This is a genomic window from Agrococcus sp. Marseille-P2731, assembly GCF_900117395.1.
In the GTDB taxonomy this organism is placed as follows: domain Bacteria; phylum Actinomycetota; class Actinomycetes; order Actinomycetales; family Microbacteriaceae; genus Agrococcus.
Genome location: NZ_FPEG01000001.1, coordinates 184136 through 197752, shown reverse-complemented (window position 1 = coordinate 197752; position 13617 = coordinate 184136). Strand labels below are relative to the sequence as shown.

Genomic DNA, 13617 nt, shown 5'->3' with positions numbered 1-13617 from the left:
GCCTGCGCCATACTCATGTCTGAGATCTCAGACGAGGCGGACGAGGGGCGGGCGCATGGCGGTGCCGCGGATGCCCGCAGCGCGCAGCGCACTGCGGGTGCTGTCGCTGCTGGCGGAGCAGGCGGGGCCGGTGCGCGCCTCGACCATCGCGCGCGAGCTCGGGCTGCCGCGCTCGAGCGCCTACCAGCTGCTGCAGGTCATGCGGGACGAGGGCTTCCTGGTGCACTACCCAGAGCTGGGGGCATGGGGCCCGAGCGCCCGCGTGCAGCAGATCGGCTCGCGCGTCGCCGCCGCGACGAGGCTCGAGCGGCTCGCCCAGCCCGTGCTCGACCGGCTCGTGCGAGCGTCGCCGGTGCCGGCCACGAGTCATCTCGCCGTGCTCGCCGGCAGCGACGTCGCCTATGCGGGGCGCGGCGCCGGGCCACGCTCCCCGGCGACCGTGTCGCGCGTCGGGGTGCGGCTCCCCGCGGTGCGCACCGCGACGGGCAGGGCGATGCTCGCAGCGCTCGGGCCCGACCAGGTGCGCGCGCTGATCCCCCACGACCGCGACCTGGTGGGTGAGCAGCCCTCGACGCGCGCCGCGCTGGCGTCGATGCTCGCCGCCGCGCGCCGCCGCGGCTGGGCGGTCGAGGACGGCGAGGTGGATCCCGCCTACGCGTCGGTCGCGGCCGCTGCTCGTGACGCCGCGGGCCAGCCGGCCGCAGCGATCGGACTGACGTTCCGCATCGCGGACCTCGCGCCCGACGCGCGCGCCGAGCTCGGCGCGCGCGTCGGGCGCGAGGTCCGCGATGCGGAACGTCAGTCCGATCGCTGCGGCCGGCTGGCCCGCGGCGTCACGAGCAGCGGCCGCGACCGACGCGTAGGCGGGATCCACCTCGCCGTCCTCGACCGCCCAGCCGCGGCGGCGCGCGGCGGCGAGCATCGACGCCAGCGCGGCGCGCGTCGAGGGCTGCTCACCCACCAGGTCGCGGTCGTGGGGGATCAGCGCGCGCACCTGGTCGGGCCCGAGCGCTGCGAGCATCGCCCTGCCCGTCGCGGTGCGCACCGCGGGGAGCCGCACCCCGACGCGCGACACGGTCGCCGGGGAGCGTGGCCCGGCGCCGCGCCCCGCATAGGCGACGTCGCTGCCGGCGAGCACGGCGAGATGACTCGTGGCCGGCACCGGCGACGCTCGCACGAGCCGGTCGAGCACGGGCTGGGCGAGCCGCTCGAGCCTCGTCGCGGCGGCGACGCGCGAGCCGATCTGCTGCACGCGGGCGCTCGGGCCCCATGCCCCCAGCTCTGGGTAGTGCACCAGGAAGCCCTCGTCCCGCATGACCTGCAGCAGCTGGTAGGCGCTCGAGCGCGGCAGCCCGAGCTCGCGCGCGATGGTCGAGGCGCGCACCGGCCCCGCCTGCTCCGCCAGCAGCGACAGCACCCGCAGTGCGCTGCGCGCTGCGGGCATCCGCGGCACCGCCATGCGCCCGCCCCTCGTCCGCCTCGTCTGAGATCTCAGACATGAGTATGGCGCAGGCGGATGCGTCGGCACGGCCCGAGCGGTGGAATGGGGCCATGCCAGTGGTCATCGGAGACTCCCCGCTCACCCGCCACGACGTGGTGCAGGTGGCACGCTTCGACGCGCGCGTCGAGCTCAGTGCCACCGCGCTCGCCCGCATCGACGACGCACGTCGGGTGATCGACGGGCTCGCCGCCGACCCGCATCCGCACTACGGCATCTCGACCGGCTTCGGTGCGCTCGCGAACACCGCGATCGCTCCCGCCGACCGCACCCGCCTGCAGCAGTCGCTCATCCGCTCGCACGCCGCCTCGAGCGGCGAGGCGGTCGAGCGCGAGGTCGTGCGAGGCCTCATGCTGCTGCGGCTGCAGACGCTCGCGACGGGCCGCACGGGGATCCGCCGCGCGACGGCTGAGCTCTACGCCGGCATGCTCAACGCCGGCATCTCGCCCATCGTGGGGGAGTACGGCTCGCTCGGCTGCTCCGGTGACCTCGCGCCCCTCTCGCACGTCGCGCTCGCGGCGATGGGGGAGGGCATCGTGCAGGTCGACCGCGCGGGCGCGGAGCCCGGCACGAGCGAGGTGGTGACGATGGATGCGGCCACGGCGCTCGCGGAGGCCGGCCTCACGCCGGTCGTGCTCGCCGAGAAGGAAGGCCTCGCGCTCGTCAACGGCACCGACGGCATGCTCGCGATGCTGTGCCTCGCGCTCGCCGACCTCGACAAGCTGCTCGACACCGCCGACCTCACCGCCGCGATGAGCGTCGAGGGACTGCTCGGCACGGATGCGCCCTTCGCGCCGGAGCTCATGGCGCTGCGGCCACACCCCGGGCAGGTCGCCAGCGCGGCGAACATCGCAGCGCTGCTCGCCGACAGCCCGATCGTCGCGAGCCACAAGGGTCCGCAGGACACCCGGGTGCAGGACGCCTACTCGCTCCGCTGCGCCCCGCAGGTGCACGGCACCGCCCGCGACACCGCGGCGCACGCGGCGCGCGTGGCGGAGATCGAGCTGTCGAGCGCCATCGACAACCCCGTCGTCCTCGCCGACGGCCGGGTGGTCTCGAACGGCAACTTCCACGGCGCGCCCATCGCGGCCGTGCTCGACTTCCTGGCCATCGCGATCGCGGACGTCGCCTCCATGAGCGAGCGCCGCAGCGACCGCTTCCTCGACCCGGCCCGCAGCTTCGGCCTGCCGCCGTTCCTCGCCCACGACCCGGGCGTCGACTCCGGACTCATGATCGCGCAGTACACGCAGGCCGGCATCGTCTCAGAGCTCAAGCGGCTCGCGGCACCGGCATCGGTCGACTCGATCCCCTCGAGCGCCATGCAGGAGGACCACGTGTCGATGGGCTGGGGCGCCGCCCGCAAGCTGCGCCGCGCAGTCGACGGGCTCGGCCGGGTGCTCGCGATCGAGCTGATGACGGCGGCGCGCGGCATCGAGCTGCGCGACGCACCACCGGGCCCCCGCACGGGACGCGTGATCGCGGGCCTGCGCGCGCTGGTGCCCGGCATCGGGCCGGACCGGTTCCTCGCCCGCGACATCGAGGCATCCCTCGCCTTCACCGTCGGCGGGGCTGCGCTCATCGAGGCGGGGTTGCTCGACACCGTCGAGGCCTGGGCCGCTCGCCGCGACCGCACGCACACCGCCGAGACGACGACGTCGTCGGCGCAGACCGAAGGAGACCGATGATGGAAGGCGCACGCACCGTCCGCGCAGCGCGCGGCAGCGAGCTGACGGCGAAGGGCTGGCAGCAGGAGGCCGCGCTGCGGATGCTCATGAACAACCTCGACCCCGAGGTCGCCGAGCACCCCGACGAGCTCGTCGTCTACGGCGGCACCGGCAAGGCGGCGCGCGACTGGGCGAGCTTCGAGGCCATCGTCCGCGAGCTCAGGGACCTCGAGGACGACGAGACGCTGCTGGTGCAGTCGGGTCGCCCGGTGGGCGTCATGCGCACGAACCCGTGGGCACCGCGCGTGCTGATCGCGAACTCGAACCTCGTGGGCGACTGGGCGACGTGGCCCGAGTTCCGGCGGCTGGAAGCCGCTGGCCTCACCATGTACGGACAGATGACCGCCGGTTCCTGGATCTACATCGGCACGCAGGGCATCCTGCAGGGCACCTTCGAGACCTTCGCGGCGGTGGCCACGAAGCTCGGCCGCGAGAGCCTCGCCGGCACCATCACGCTCACCGCGGGCCTCGGCGGCATGGGTGGGGCGCAGCCGCTCGCGGTCACCATGAACGACGGCGTCGCGATCTGCGTCGAGGTCGACCGCAGCCGCATCCAGCGGCGCATCGAGCACCGCTACCTCGACGTCGAGGCGAGCGACGTGGCGGATGCGCTGGCGCGCGCCGTCGAGGCGCGGGACGCGGGCCGCGGGCTGAGCATCGGCCTGCACGCGAACGCGGCCGACGTCGTGCCGGAGCTGCTCGCGATGGGTGCGCCGATCGACATCGTGACCGACCAGACGAGCGCGCACGACCCGCTGGCGTACCTGCCCAGCGGCGTCGCCTTCGACGACTGGCACGCCGAGCGCGAGCGCGATCCGCACGGCTTCACCGAGCGGGCTCGAGCATCGATGGCGCGCCACGTCGAGGCGATGGTGGGCTTCCAGGCGGCGGGGGCCGAGGTCTTCGACTACGGCAACTCGATCCGCGCAGAGGCCAAGCTCGGCGGCTTCGACGAGGCCTTCGCCTTCCCCGGCTTCGTGCCCGCCTACATCCGCCCGCTCTTCTGCGAGGGCAAGGGTCCCTTCCGCTGGGTGGCGCTCTCCGGCGACCCCGAGGACATCCGTCGCACCGACGAGGCGATCCTCGAGCTCTTCCCCGACGACGCGCACCTGCACCGCTGGATCCGCCTTGCCCAGGAGCGCGTGCAGTTCCAGGGCCTGCCCGCCCGCATCTGCTGGCTGGGCGCCGGCGAGCGCCACCGCGCGGGCCTGCGCTTCAACGAGATGGTCGCCGACGGCACGCTGAGCGCGCCGATCGTGATCGGCCGCGACCACCTCGACTCGGGCTCGGTCGCGAGCCCATACCGCGAGACCGAGGCGATGCGCGACGGCTCCGACGCGATCGCCGACTGGCCGCTGCTCAACGCGCTCGTCAACACGGCGTCCGGCGCGAGCTGGGTGTCGCTGCACCACGGCGGGGGCGTCGGCATCGGCCGCTCGATCCACGCCGGCCAGGTGACGGTGGCCGACGGCACGCCGCTCGCCGCCGAGAAGCTCGCGCGCGTGCTCTCGAACGATCCGGAGATGGGCGTGATCCGCCACGTGGACGCCGGCTACGACGAGGCGACCGCCTTCGCCGAGGCCCACGACGTGGCGATCCCCATGCGGCGGGGCTGAGGTGGCGTCCACGCTGCTCACCGGCATCGGCGAGCTCACGACGAACGACGACCGGGGGCGGATGCACGGCGCCGCGCTGGTCATGGAGGGCGACGCGATCGCGTGGGTCGGCGAGGCGAGGGCCGCCCCGGCCGCCGACGTCTCGGTCGACGTGGGCGGGCGGGCGGTGCTGCCCGGATGGGTCGACAGCCACACGCACCTCCTCTTCGCCGGCGATCGCTCCGCCGAGTTCGAGGCGCGCATGGCGGGCGAGCCCTATGCCGCCGGCGGCATCGGGGTGACGGTCGCCGCGACGCGAGCGGCGAGCGACGAGGCGCTCGCGGCCAACCTCGATCGCCTGGCCGATGAGATGCTGCGCGGCGGCACGACCGCGTTCGAGACGAAGACGGGCTACGGGCTGACCGTCGCCGACGAGCTGCGGAGCGCCCGGCTCGCCGGCGCGCGCGCCGATTCGGTCACGTTCCTCGGCGCGCACCTCGTGCCGGAGGGCTCCGAGCCCGGTGACTACCTCGACCTGGTGACCGGCGACATGCTCGACGCGGTAGAGCCGCACGTCGACGCGGTCGACGTCTTCTGCGAGCGCGGCGCGTTCGACGAGTCGCAGTCGCGCAGGGTGCTCGAGGCGGCGCGGGCCCGCGGACTGGCGCTGCGCGTGCACGGCAACCAGCTGGGGCCCGGCCCGGGCGTGCGGCTCGCCGTCGAGCTGCGCGCGGCGAGCGTCGATCACGTCGCGTTCCTCGACGACGACGAGGTGCGGATGCTCGCGGCGACCTGGGACGGCGCGGCGGCGGGCCGACGTGGCACGGTCGCCACCGCGCTGCCCGCGTGCGACCTCTCGACGCGCATGCCGCTCGCGCCGGCGCGGCGCCTGCTCGACGCCGGCGCTGTCGTCGCGATCGCCACCAACTGCAACCCCGGCACGAGCTACACGACGTCGATGGCGTTCTGCGTCGCGACCGCCGTGCTGCAGATGCGCCTGACGATCGAGGAGGCGGTGCGCGCCGCGACGCTGGGCGGCGCGATCGCGCTCGGCCTCGACGAGCCGAGCACCGACCGATCGGGACGTGCCCTGCTGCCGGTGGGGCGCATCCGACCCGGTGCCAGGGCCGATGTGCAGGTGCTCGACGCGCCCTCGGTCTCGCACCTGGCCTATCGCCCCGGCGTGCCGCTCGTGCACGCGGTGTGGCGCGCAGGTGCGCGTGCGTTCTGAGCGCTCGTCCACCTCGCGGTGCGGCGCCGCGGAGGGGCCGCGCTGTGGGAAACGCACAGTGTCCCCCAATAGCCTCGCCTCATGACGGTGACGATCCGAGGCCTCTCGACGCTGGTGCCTACGACGGGGCTCTCGCAGCCCGAGGTCGCGGAGGTGTTCGCCGCGCAGCCGGGGCTCACCCGGCTCGGGCAGCGACTCGTGAGCACGTCCTTCGGCGTCTCGGGCATCGAGCGCCGCTACACGGTGATCGACGAGCTGACCTTCGACGGGCCCGTGGCCTCCGAGCCCGAGTTCTTCGACCGCGAGTCGGGCCTGCTGCTCGATCCGGGCACGCGCCTGCGCAACGACCGCTACGCGCTCGAGGCGACCAAGCTCTACGTCGGCGCCGGTCGCGCGGCGCTCGATGCGGTGCCGGATGTGGCGGCCAAGGACGTCACGCACGTCATCACCGTCTCGTGCACCGGCTTCTACGCGCCCGGTCCCGACTTCGTGGTCGCGCGCGACCTGGGCCTGCGCCCCGGCGTGCAGCGCTACCACCTGGGCTTCATGGGCTGCTACGCCTCGCTGCCTGCGCTGCGCCTGGCGAGCCAGCTCTGCGAAGCCGATCCCGCGGCGGTGGTGCTGGTCATCAGCGTCGAGCTGTGCACGCTGCACCTGCGCACGTCGAACGACCCCGACACGATCGTCGCGACCTCGCTCTTCGGCGACGGCGCCGGCGCGGCCCTGGTCACCGCGCGGCCGCCGCAGGACGGGGAGCGCGCGCTGCAGCTCGACGGGTTCGCGACCCGCACGACGCCCCGGGGCGAGGGCGACATGGCGTGGAAGATCGGCGACCACGGCTTCGAGATGGTGCTCTCCAACGCCGTGCCGTCGCTCATCGGCGAGCACGTCACCGGTGCGATCGCGCCGCTGCTCGAGGCAGAGCCGCAGCTGAGCGCCGCGCTCGCCGAGGGTCGCGCGGGCGAGCCGATCGAGCACTGGGCGATCCACCCGGGCGGCCGGAGCATCCTCGACAAGGTGGAGGCGACGCTCGGCCTCACCGAGGCGCAGCTCGTGCCCGCCCGCGAGACGCTCCGCGACTACGGCAACATGTCGAGCGCCACCGTGCTGTTCGTGCTGCAGCGCATCCTGAGCGACGAGTCCGCGCAGGACGGCGACCGGGTGGCGGCGATGGCCTTCGGGCCGGGGCTCACCGTCGAGTCGGCGCTGCTGACCGTCCGGGCCTGAGCTGGCGATGCTCTCGGGCATGCGGATGCTGTCGAGCCTGCGGGAGCGCGACCCGGGCGCGCACGAGCTGATGGACGACGCGGACTGCGACCCCGTGACGCTCGCCCGCACCTTCGACCGCTTCGCGATCGTGAACGCGGTCGTCTCCGACCAGCGCTCGCTGTACCGTCGCTGGATCCGGCCGCGGCTGAGGGGCGGCGAGGCCCTCCGCCTGCTCGACGTCGGCACCGGGGGCGGCGACCTCCCGCGTCGGATGCTGCGCTGGGCCGAGCGAGACGGCGGCGGGCTGACGGCGGTCGGCATCGATCCCGATGAGCGTGCGATCGCCGCTGCTCGCGCGCAGCCGCCGCTCGCGGGGCTCGAGCTGCGCCGGGTCTCGACCCGCGAGCTCGTCGCGACCGGCGAGCGCTTCGACCTCGTCGTCTCGAACCACGTGCTGCATCACCTGACGGCAGCAGAGCTCGGCAGCATCCTGGTCGACTCCGAGCGGCTGACGGCGCCCGGTGGCGCGGTCGTGCACGGCGACATCGCGCGCTCGCCGCTCGCGTACGCGGCCTTCGCCGCGGCGACGCTGCCGCTGCAGCCCACGCTGCTGCGCGACACGCTCATCCGCGTCGACGGGCTCGCGTCCATCCGGCGCAGCCACACGGCGGCGGAGCTCGCGCCGGCCATGCCGCCTGGCTGGACGGCGCGCTCGCGACCGCCGGCGCGCCTCGAGCTCAGCTGGCGCGCGCCGTGACGGGCCGGCGCGCGAGCGCGCCGGCCTCGCGGCACGATGTCGCGATCGTCGGTGCCGGTGCGGTCGGCCTGCTGCTGGCCTGCCTGCTCGCGCAGCGCCAGCTCGACGTCGTCGTGCTCGAGCGCCGCACCGAGCCCGCATCGGTCTCGCGCGCGTTCGGCATCCACCCGCCCGGCATGCTGGCGCTCGACGCCGCCGGCGTCGGCGATGCGGTGCGGGCGGAGGCGCTCGTGATCCGATCGGGTGCGGCGCTCAGCGGCGGCCGCCGGCTGGGGCGCCTCGACTTCGGCGACCGCGCCATCCACGCGCTCCCGCAGGAGCGCACGGAGGCGCTGCTGCGGGAGCGGTTGGCGGCGCTCGCGCCCGCGGCGCTGCGCGCGGGCGCCGAGGTCACCGCGCTGCAGCAGCACCCCCGGGGCGTCGAGCTGGCACTGGCGTCGGGCGGACGCGTCGATGCGCGCTGGGCGGTCGGCGCCGATGGCGTGCACAGCCGGGTCCGCGACCTGCTGCACATCGAGCGCACCGAGCGGCGCGGGGGCGCTGGCTATGCGATGGCCGATGTCGACGCGCCCGAAGCCGCTGGGGACGCGGATCCAACCGGGGCCTCCGCGCTGCTGCACCTGGAGCCCGGCGGCGTCATCGAGTCGTTGCCGCTGCCGGGGGGTCGGCGACGGTGGGTGGCGCGGCTCGCATCGCCCGAGGAAGAGGTGTCGGCGGGACGGCTCGAGCAGATCCTCGGCGAGCGGCTGTCGATGCCGGGTGGCGGGCGGGCGGTCGAGCGGCTGCCGGAGGGCACGGTGCCCAGCGCCTTCCGCGCTCGGCAGCGCATGGCGAAGCGGTTCGAGAGCGGCCGGGTGGCGCTCGCGGGCGACGCCGCGCACGAGGTGAGCCCGATCGGGGGCCAGGGCATGAGCCTCGGCTGGCTGGACGCCCTCGCGCTCGACCGAGCGATCGCCGACGCGTGGGTCGACGACGTCCCAGCGCCCTTCGGCCGCTATGCGAGGGAGCGTCGCCGCGCCGCCGCCCTCGCGATGCGTCGCGCCGCGTGGAACATGGCGATGGGCGCACCGGCGGGCCCTGTGCTGCACGCCGCTCGGCTGACGCTCGCGCGCACCCTCGTGCTGCCGCCGAGCAGGGCAGCGCTCGTCGCAGCGTTCACGATGCGCGGGCTCTGAGCGCAGCGGCCGCGTCAGACCGCCCGCAGCTTGGGGAAGCGGTCGTCGCGATCGGCGAGCGCTGCGAGCGCCTCGAGCACGCCGAGGGCCGTCAGCCGCACGGTGCGACCGTCGGCCGCGTCGGCCGCGGCGTCGACCTCGGTGAAGTCGATGGAGGTGACCTCGTCGTAGGCGACGATGGCGCGGATCAGCGCCCGCAGCTGCCACGCGCTGATGCCGCCGGGCACCGAGGCGGGGCAGCCGGGCGCCACCGAGCGGTCGCAGACGTCGACGTCGACGTCGAGGTGCACGGGCCCGCCGGCCGCCCGCGCGACCTGGACGGCCTCGGCAGCGACCTCGTGCAGGCCACGCTGCTCGAGGTCGTCGCGCAGGAACACGCTGATCCCCGCCTGCCGCGCCCGCTCGGCATAGGCGCGGGAGTTCGCGAAGTCCTGGATCCCGATCTGCGCCACTCGCGAGCCGTCCAGGCCGGCGTCGAGCAGCCGCTGCACGGGCGAGCCGTTCGAGCGGCCGTCGCGCAGGTCGTGGTGCGCATCCAGCGTGATCAGTCCGGCGGTCTCGATCGACGCTCCCCAGCTGCCGAGCGCCGCGGGCACCGTGGCCGCGTTGTCGCCGCCGAGCACGATCACGAACCGCGCGCGAGCGGCGGCGCGGGCGACGAGCGCAGTGGCGCCCTCCTCGTCGCCGTCGGGGTCGGATGCGTCCCCGGCGTCGGCGACGCGCAGTCCGCCGACCGGCGCGGCCGTGGCGTAGGCGTGCGGCGAGGAGCGGCGCAGCGCCTCCCGCACCGCAGCGGGTGTCGTGTGTGCGCTCGTCGGGCTGAGCGAGGTCTCGTGGGTGCCGAGCCCGACCAGCACCGCGTCGAGGCGACCAGGCGCATCCGCCAGGCTCGGCCAGTCACCGCTGCGCGGCCAGGACGGGTCATGCGGGAGGCCCCCGGAGGGGACGGAGGACGACGAGGGAGCCATGCCGCGACGCTAGCAAGCGCGGCGCGACACGCCCGGGTTGCACGGGTGTCGACATCCGTGAGAGACTCTTCAGGTTGCAAACGCGACGATTCCACGTCGCTCACTGCTCTGGCTGTGCACAGGTTCGAGATCGATCCTGGGCCGCGGGCAGCTCCAACAGAACTTCACCGAAGCCGAGCGCGGTATCGCCGTGCGCGACGTCGGTGCGCGCCCCATGCGGGCATTGACAGAAGAACAGCGGTGCACTCGAGAGTGCGTTGCGAGCAGCCTAGAACGGCTGCGTCGACAGGAAGAGAGTCAGCCATGGCGGGACAGAAGATCCGCATCCGACTGAAGTCGTACGACCACGAGGTCATCGACTCGTCGGCGCGCAAGATCGTCGACACCGTGACCCGTGCGGGCGCGACGGTGGTGGGCCCTGTGCCGCTGCCGACCGAGAAGAACGTGGTCGTGGTGATCCGTTCACCTCACAAGTACAAGGACAGCCGCGAGCACTTCGAGAAGCGCACGCACAAGCGACTCATCGACATCATCGACCCGACGCCGAAGGCAGTCGACTCGCTCATGCGCCTCGACCTGCCCGCTGACGTCAACATCGAGATCAAGCTCTAAGGAACGCCATGTCGAAGATCACGACGACTCGCGGCCTGCTCGGCAAGAAGCTCGGGATGACCCAGGTGTGGGATGAGCAGAACAAGCTCGTCCCCGTCACGGTGCTCGAGATCACGCCGAACGTGGTCACGCAGATCCGCACGCCCGAGAAGGACGGCTACGCAGCCATCCAGATCGCCGCAGGCCAGATCGACCCGCGCAAGGTCAACAAGCCGGCAGCCGGTCACTTCGAGGCCGCTGGCGTCACGCCGCGCCGCCACCTCACCGAGGTCCGCACCGACAACGCCGATGCCTACGAGCTCGGCCAGGAGCTGGCGGTCGACCTGTTCGCCGCCGGCCAGAAGGTCGACGTCGTCGGCACTTCGAAGGGCAAGGGCTTCGCAGGTGTCATGAAGCGCCACAACTTCGCTGGTGTCTCGGCATCGCACGGTGCGCACCGCAACCACCGCAAGCCCGGCTCGATCGGTGCCTCGTCCACGCCCAGCCGCGTCTTCCGCGGCATGCGCATGGCCGGCCGCATGGGCACCGACCGCGTGTCGGCGCTGAACCTCACGATCCACTCGATCGACGTCGAGCAGGGTCTCATGCTCGTCAAGGGCGCCGTCCCCGGTGCTCGCGGTCGTCTCGTGTACGTCCGCAACGCTGTGAAGGGAGCCTGAGCATGACTGCACAGGTCGCCATCGTCGACGCGAAGGGCAAGCAGGCAGGCTCGGTCGAGCTGCCCGCCAGCATCTTCGACGTCCAGACGAACGTTCCGCTGATCCACCAGGTGGTCGTCGCGCAGCTCGCAGCTGCACGCCAGGGCACGCACTCGACCAAGGGTCGTGGCGAGGTCTCCGGCGCCGGCCGCAAGCCCTTCAAGCAGAAGGGCACGGGCCGCGCCCGTCAGGGCTCGATCCGCGCACCCCAGATGACCGGCGGTGGCATCGTCCACGGCCCGACGCCGCGTGACTACTCGCAGCGCACCCCCAAGAAGATGATCGCCGCAGCGCTGCTCGGCTCGCTCTCGGACCGCGCTCGCGGTGGCCGCCTGCACGTCATCGAGGCGTTCCCGGCCGATGCTCCCAGCACTCGCGTCGCGGTCGACACCTTCGCGGTGCTCGGCGTGGCCAAGAACGTGCTGCTCGTGCTCGACCGCTCCGAGGAGACCGCGCTGCTGTCGGTGCGCAACCTCCCCGAGGTCCACGTGCTGCCCTGGGACCAGCTCAACGCCTACGACGTGCTCGTGAGCGACGACATCGTGTTCTCGAAGCCGGCCTACGAGGCGTTCGTCGCCGCGAAGACGGGTTCGACGGTCGAGGTCGTCTCCGAGGAGCCCAAGGCTGAGAAGCCGGCGAAGGCTGAGAAGCCCGCCAAGGCACCGAAGGCCGAGAAGGCAGAGAAGGACAACTGATGAGCGGCTACAACAAGGACCCTCGCGACATCATCATCCGACCGATCGTGTCCGAGAAGAGCTACGCGCTCATCGACATGGGCAGCTACACCTTCGAGGTCGACCCCCGCGCCTCGAAGACCGAGATCAAGCTCGCGATCGAGAAGATCTTCGGCGTCAAGGTGGAGCGCGTCAACACCCTCAACCGCGTCGGCAAGACGCGCCGCACCCGCTTCGGCACTGGCAAGCGCAAGGACACCAAGCGCGCCATCGTGAAGCTGAAGTCCGGTTCGATCGACATCTTCACGGCTGTCGGCTGAGGACTGAAGGAACGAGAACATGGCTATTCGCAAGTACAAGCCGACGACCCCGGGTCGTCGCGGCTCGTCCGTCGCAGACTTCGCTGAGATCACCCGATCGACGCCCGAGAAGTCCCTGCTGCGCCCGCTGCCCAAGACCGGTGGCCGCAACAACACGGGACGCATCACCACCCGCCACATCGGCGGTGGCCACAAGCGCCAGTACCGCGTCATCGACTTCCGTCGCAATGACAAGGACGGCGTGAACGCCCGCGTCGCGCACATCGAGTACGACCCCAACCGCACGGCGCGCATCGCGCTGCTGCACTTCGAGGACGGCACGAAGCGCTACATCCTGGCTCCGAACAAGCTCAAGCAGGGCGACGTCGTGGAGTCCGGTGCTGGCGCCGACATCAAGCCTGGCAACAACCTGCCGATGCGCAACATCCCCACGGGAACGGTGATCCACGGTGTGGAGCTCCGCCCGGGCGGTGGCGCGAAGATGGCTCGTTCGGCCGGCGCCTCGGTGCGCCTCGTCGCCAAGGACGGCCCCTATGTGCAGCTCCGCCTGCCGTCGGGCGAGATCCGCAACGTCGACGCGCGCTGCCGCGCCACGATCGGCGAGGTCGGCAACGCCGAGCAGTCGAACATCAACTGGGGCAAGGCTGGCCGCAAGCGCTGGCTGGGCGTTCGCCCGACCGTCCGCGGTGTCGCGATGAACCCGGTCGACCACCCGCACGGTGGTGGCGAGGGCAAGACGAGCGGTGGCCGCCACCCCGTCAGCCCGTGGGGTCAGGCAGAGGGTCGCACCCGCCGCCCCAACAAGCCGAGTGACAAGCTCATCGTCCGTCGCCGCTCGACCGGCAAGAAGAAGCGCTAGTAGGAGAGTCCGATGCCCCGCAGCCTCAAGAAGGGTCCGTTCGTCGACGACCACCTCCTCACCAAGGTGGTTCGGCAGAACGAGGCCGGCAGCAAGAACGTCATCAAGACGTGGTCGCGCCGTTCGATGATCGTGCCGGCCATGCTCGGCCACACGATCGCCGTCCACGACGGTCGCAAGCACATCCCGGTCTTCGTCACCGAGACGATGGTCGGCCACAAGCTGGGCGAGTTCGCGCCCACCCGCACCTTCCGCGGCCACGTGAAGGACGACAAGAAGGGCCGTCGCCGCTAAGCG

13 protein-coding genes and 2 pseudogenes are annotated in these 13617 nt (G+C 72.9%); 13 read left to right on the top strand and 2 right to left on the bottom strand.

What is annotated here, in order from left to right; translation table 11 throughout:
* Nucleotides 1–55 precede the first annotated feature (55 nt).
* Nucleotides 56–712: pseudogene (locus BQ6202_RS15250) on the top strand (IclR family transcriptional regulator); the annotation flags it as partial.
* Between the two features lie 42 nt (nt 713–754).
* Here BQ6202_RS15250 and BQ6202_RS15245 read toward each other — a convergent pair.
* Nucleotides 755–1444, bottom strand: a pseudogene (locus BQ6202_RS15245) (IclR family transcriptional regulator); the annotation flags it as partial.
* Nucleotides 1445–1551: 107 nt separating this feature from the next.
* Between BQ6202_RS15245 and hutH the strand changes: the two are divergent.
* The 6 genes from hutH (at nt 1552) to BQ6202_RS00975 (ending at nt 9189) form a co-directional block, all read left to right on the top strand.
* The gene (gene hutH, locus BQ6202_RS01000) at nt 1552–3183 is read left to right on the top strand and encodes a histidine ammonia-lyase (RefSeq protein ID WP_083586798.1); all 1632 of its coding nucleotides are present in this window, start codon (nt 1552–1554) and stop codon (nt 3181–3183) included.
* The gene (gene hutU / locus BQ6202_RS00995; RefSeq protein WP_072312807.1) at nt 3183–4838 is read left to right on the top strand and encodes a urocanate hydratase; all 1656 of its coding nucleotides are present in this window, start codon (nt 3183–3185) and stop codon (nt 4836–4838) included. Before hutH ends, hutU begins: the two co-directional genes overlap by 1 nt.
* A 61-nt stretch (nt 4839–4899) precedes the next feature.
* Nucleotides 4900–6048: an imidazolonepropionase gene (gene hutI / locus BQ6202_RS00990; protein ID WP_234946102.1), complete on the top strand. Its 1149-nt coding sequence runs from the start codon at nt 4900–4902 to the stop codon at nt 6046–6048.
* An 81-nt stretch (nt 6049–6129) separates the two neighbouring features.
* A complete protein-coding gene (locus tag BQ6202_RS00985) occupies nt 6130–7275 on the top strand; it encodes a type III polyketide synthase (protein ID WP_072312805.1) in 1146 nt (381 codons plus the stop codon).
* Between the two features lie 19 nt (nt 7276–7294).
* Nucleotides 7295–8014: a methyltransferase domain-containing protein gene (locus BQ6202_RS00980; protein ID WP_234946083.1), complete on the top strand. Its 720-nt coding sequence runs from the start codon at nt 7295–7297 to the stop codon at nt 8012–8014.
* Nucleotides 8011–9189 (top strand): FAD-dependent oxidoreductase, encoded by a 1179-nt coding sequence (locus tag BQ6202_RS00975; protein WP_072312804.1) that lies wholly within the window; start codon nt 8011–8013, stop codon nt 9187–9189. The genes BQ6202_RS00980 and BQ6202_RS00975 overlap by 4 nt, the downstream gene beginning before the upstream one ends.
* A gap of 14 nt (nt 9190–9203) precedes the next feature.
* On the opposite strand, the gene BQ6202_RS00970 is transcribed toward BQ6202_RS00975, so the two are convergent.
* Nucleotides 9204–10157 carry an arginase family protein gene (locus BQ6202_RS00970; RefSeq protein WP_072312803.1) on the bottom strand — a complete coding sequence of 318 codons (954 nt, stop codon included), beginning with the start codon at nt 10155–10157 and terminating at the stop codon, nt 9204–9206.
* Between the two features lie 303 nt (nt 10158–10460).
* Here BQ6202_RS00970 and rpsJ point away from each other — a divergent pair, with 303 nt between their 5' ends.
* Genes rpsJ through rpsS form a run of 6 tightly spaced genes read left to right on the top strand, consistent with a single transcriptional unit; the run spans nt 10461 to nt 13614 of the window.
* A complete protein-coding gene (rpsJ, locus tag BQ6202_RS00965) occupies nt 10461–10769 on the top strand; it encodes a 30S ribosomal protein S10 (protein ID WP_021010896.1) in 309 nt (102 codons plus the stop codon).
* An 8-nt stretch (nt 10770–10777) separates the two neighbouring features.
* Nucleotides 10778–11428, top strand: coding sequence for a 50S ribosomal protein L3 (gene rplC / locus BQ6202_RS00960; RefSeq protein WP_072312802.1), 651 nt, complete (start codon nt 10778–10780; stop codon nt 11426–11428).
* Nucleotides 11429–11430: 2 nt separating this feature from the next.
* Nucleotides 11431–12162: a 50S ribosomal protein L4 gene (rplD, locus tag BQ6202_RS00955; protein WP_072312801.1), complete on the top strand. Its 732-nt coding sequence runs from the start codon at nt 11431–11433 to the stop codon at nt 12160–12162.
* Nucleotides 12162–12461, top strand: a complete 300-nt coding sequence (rplW, locus tag BQ6202_RS00950) for a 50S ribosomal protein L23 (RefSeq protein ID WP_072312800.1) — start codon at nt 12162–12164, stop codon at nt 12459–12461. The genes rplD and rplW overlap by 1 nt, the downstream gene beginning before the upstream one ends.
* Nucleotides 12462–12480: 19 nt before the next feature.
* Complete coding sequence (rplB, locus tag BQ6202_RS00945) at nt 12481–13320, top strand: 50S ribosomal protein L2 (RefSeq protein ID WP_072312799.1); 840 nt, start codon at nt 12481–12483, stop codon at nt 13318–13320.
* A 12-nt stretch (nt 13321–13332) separates the two neighbouring features.
* Nucleotides 13333–13614, top strand: a complete 282-nt coding sequence (gene rpsS, locus BQ6202_RS00940) for a 30S ribosomal protein S19 (RefSeq protein ID WP_021010891.1) — start codon at nt 13333–13335, stop codon at nt 13612–13614.
* Nucleotides 13615–13617: the final 3 nt, after the last annotated feature.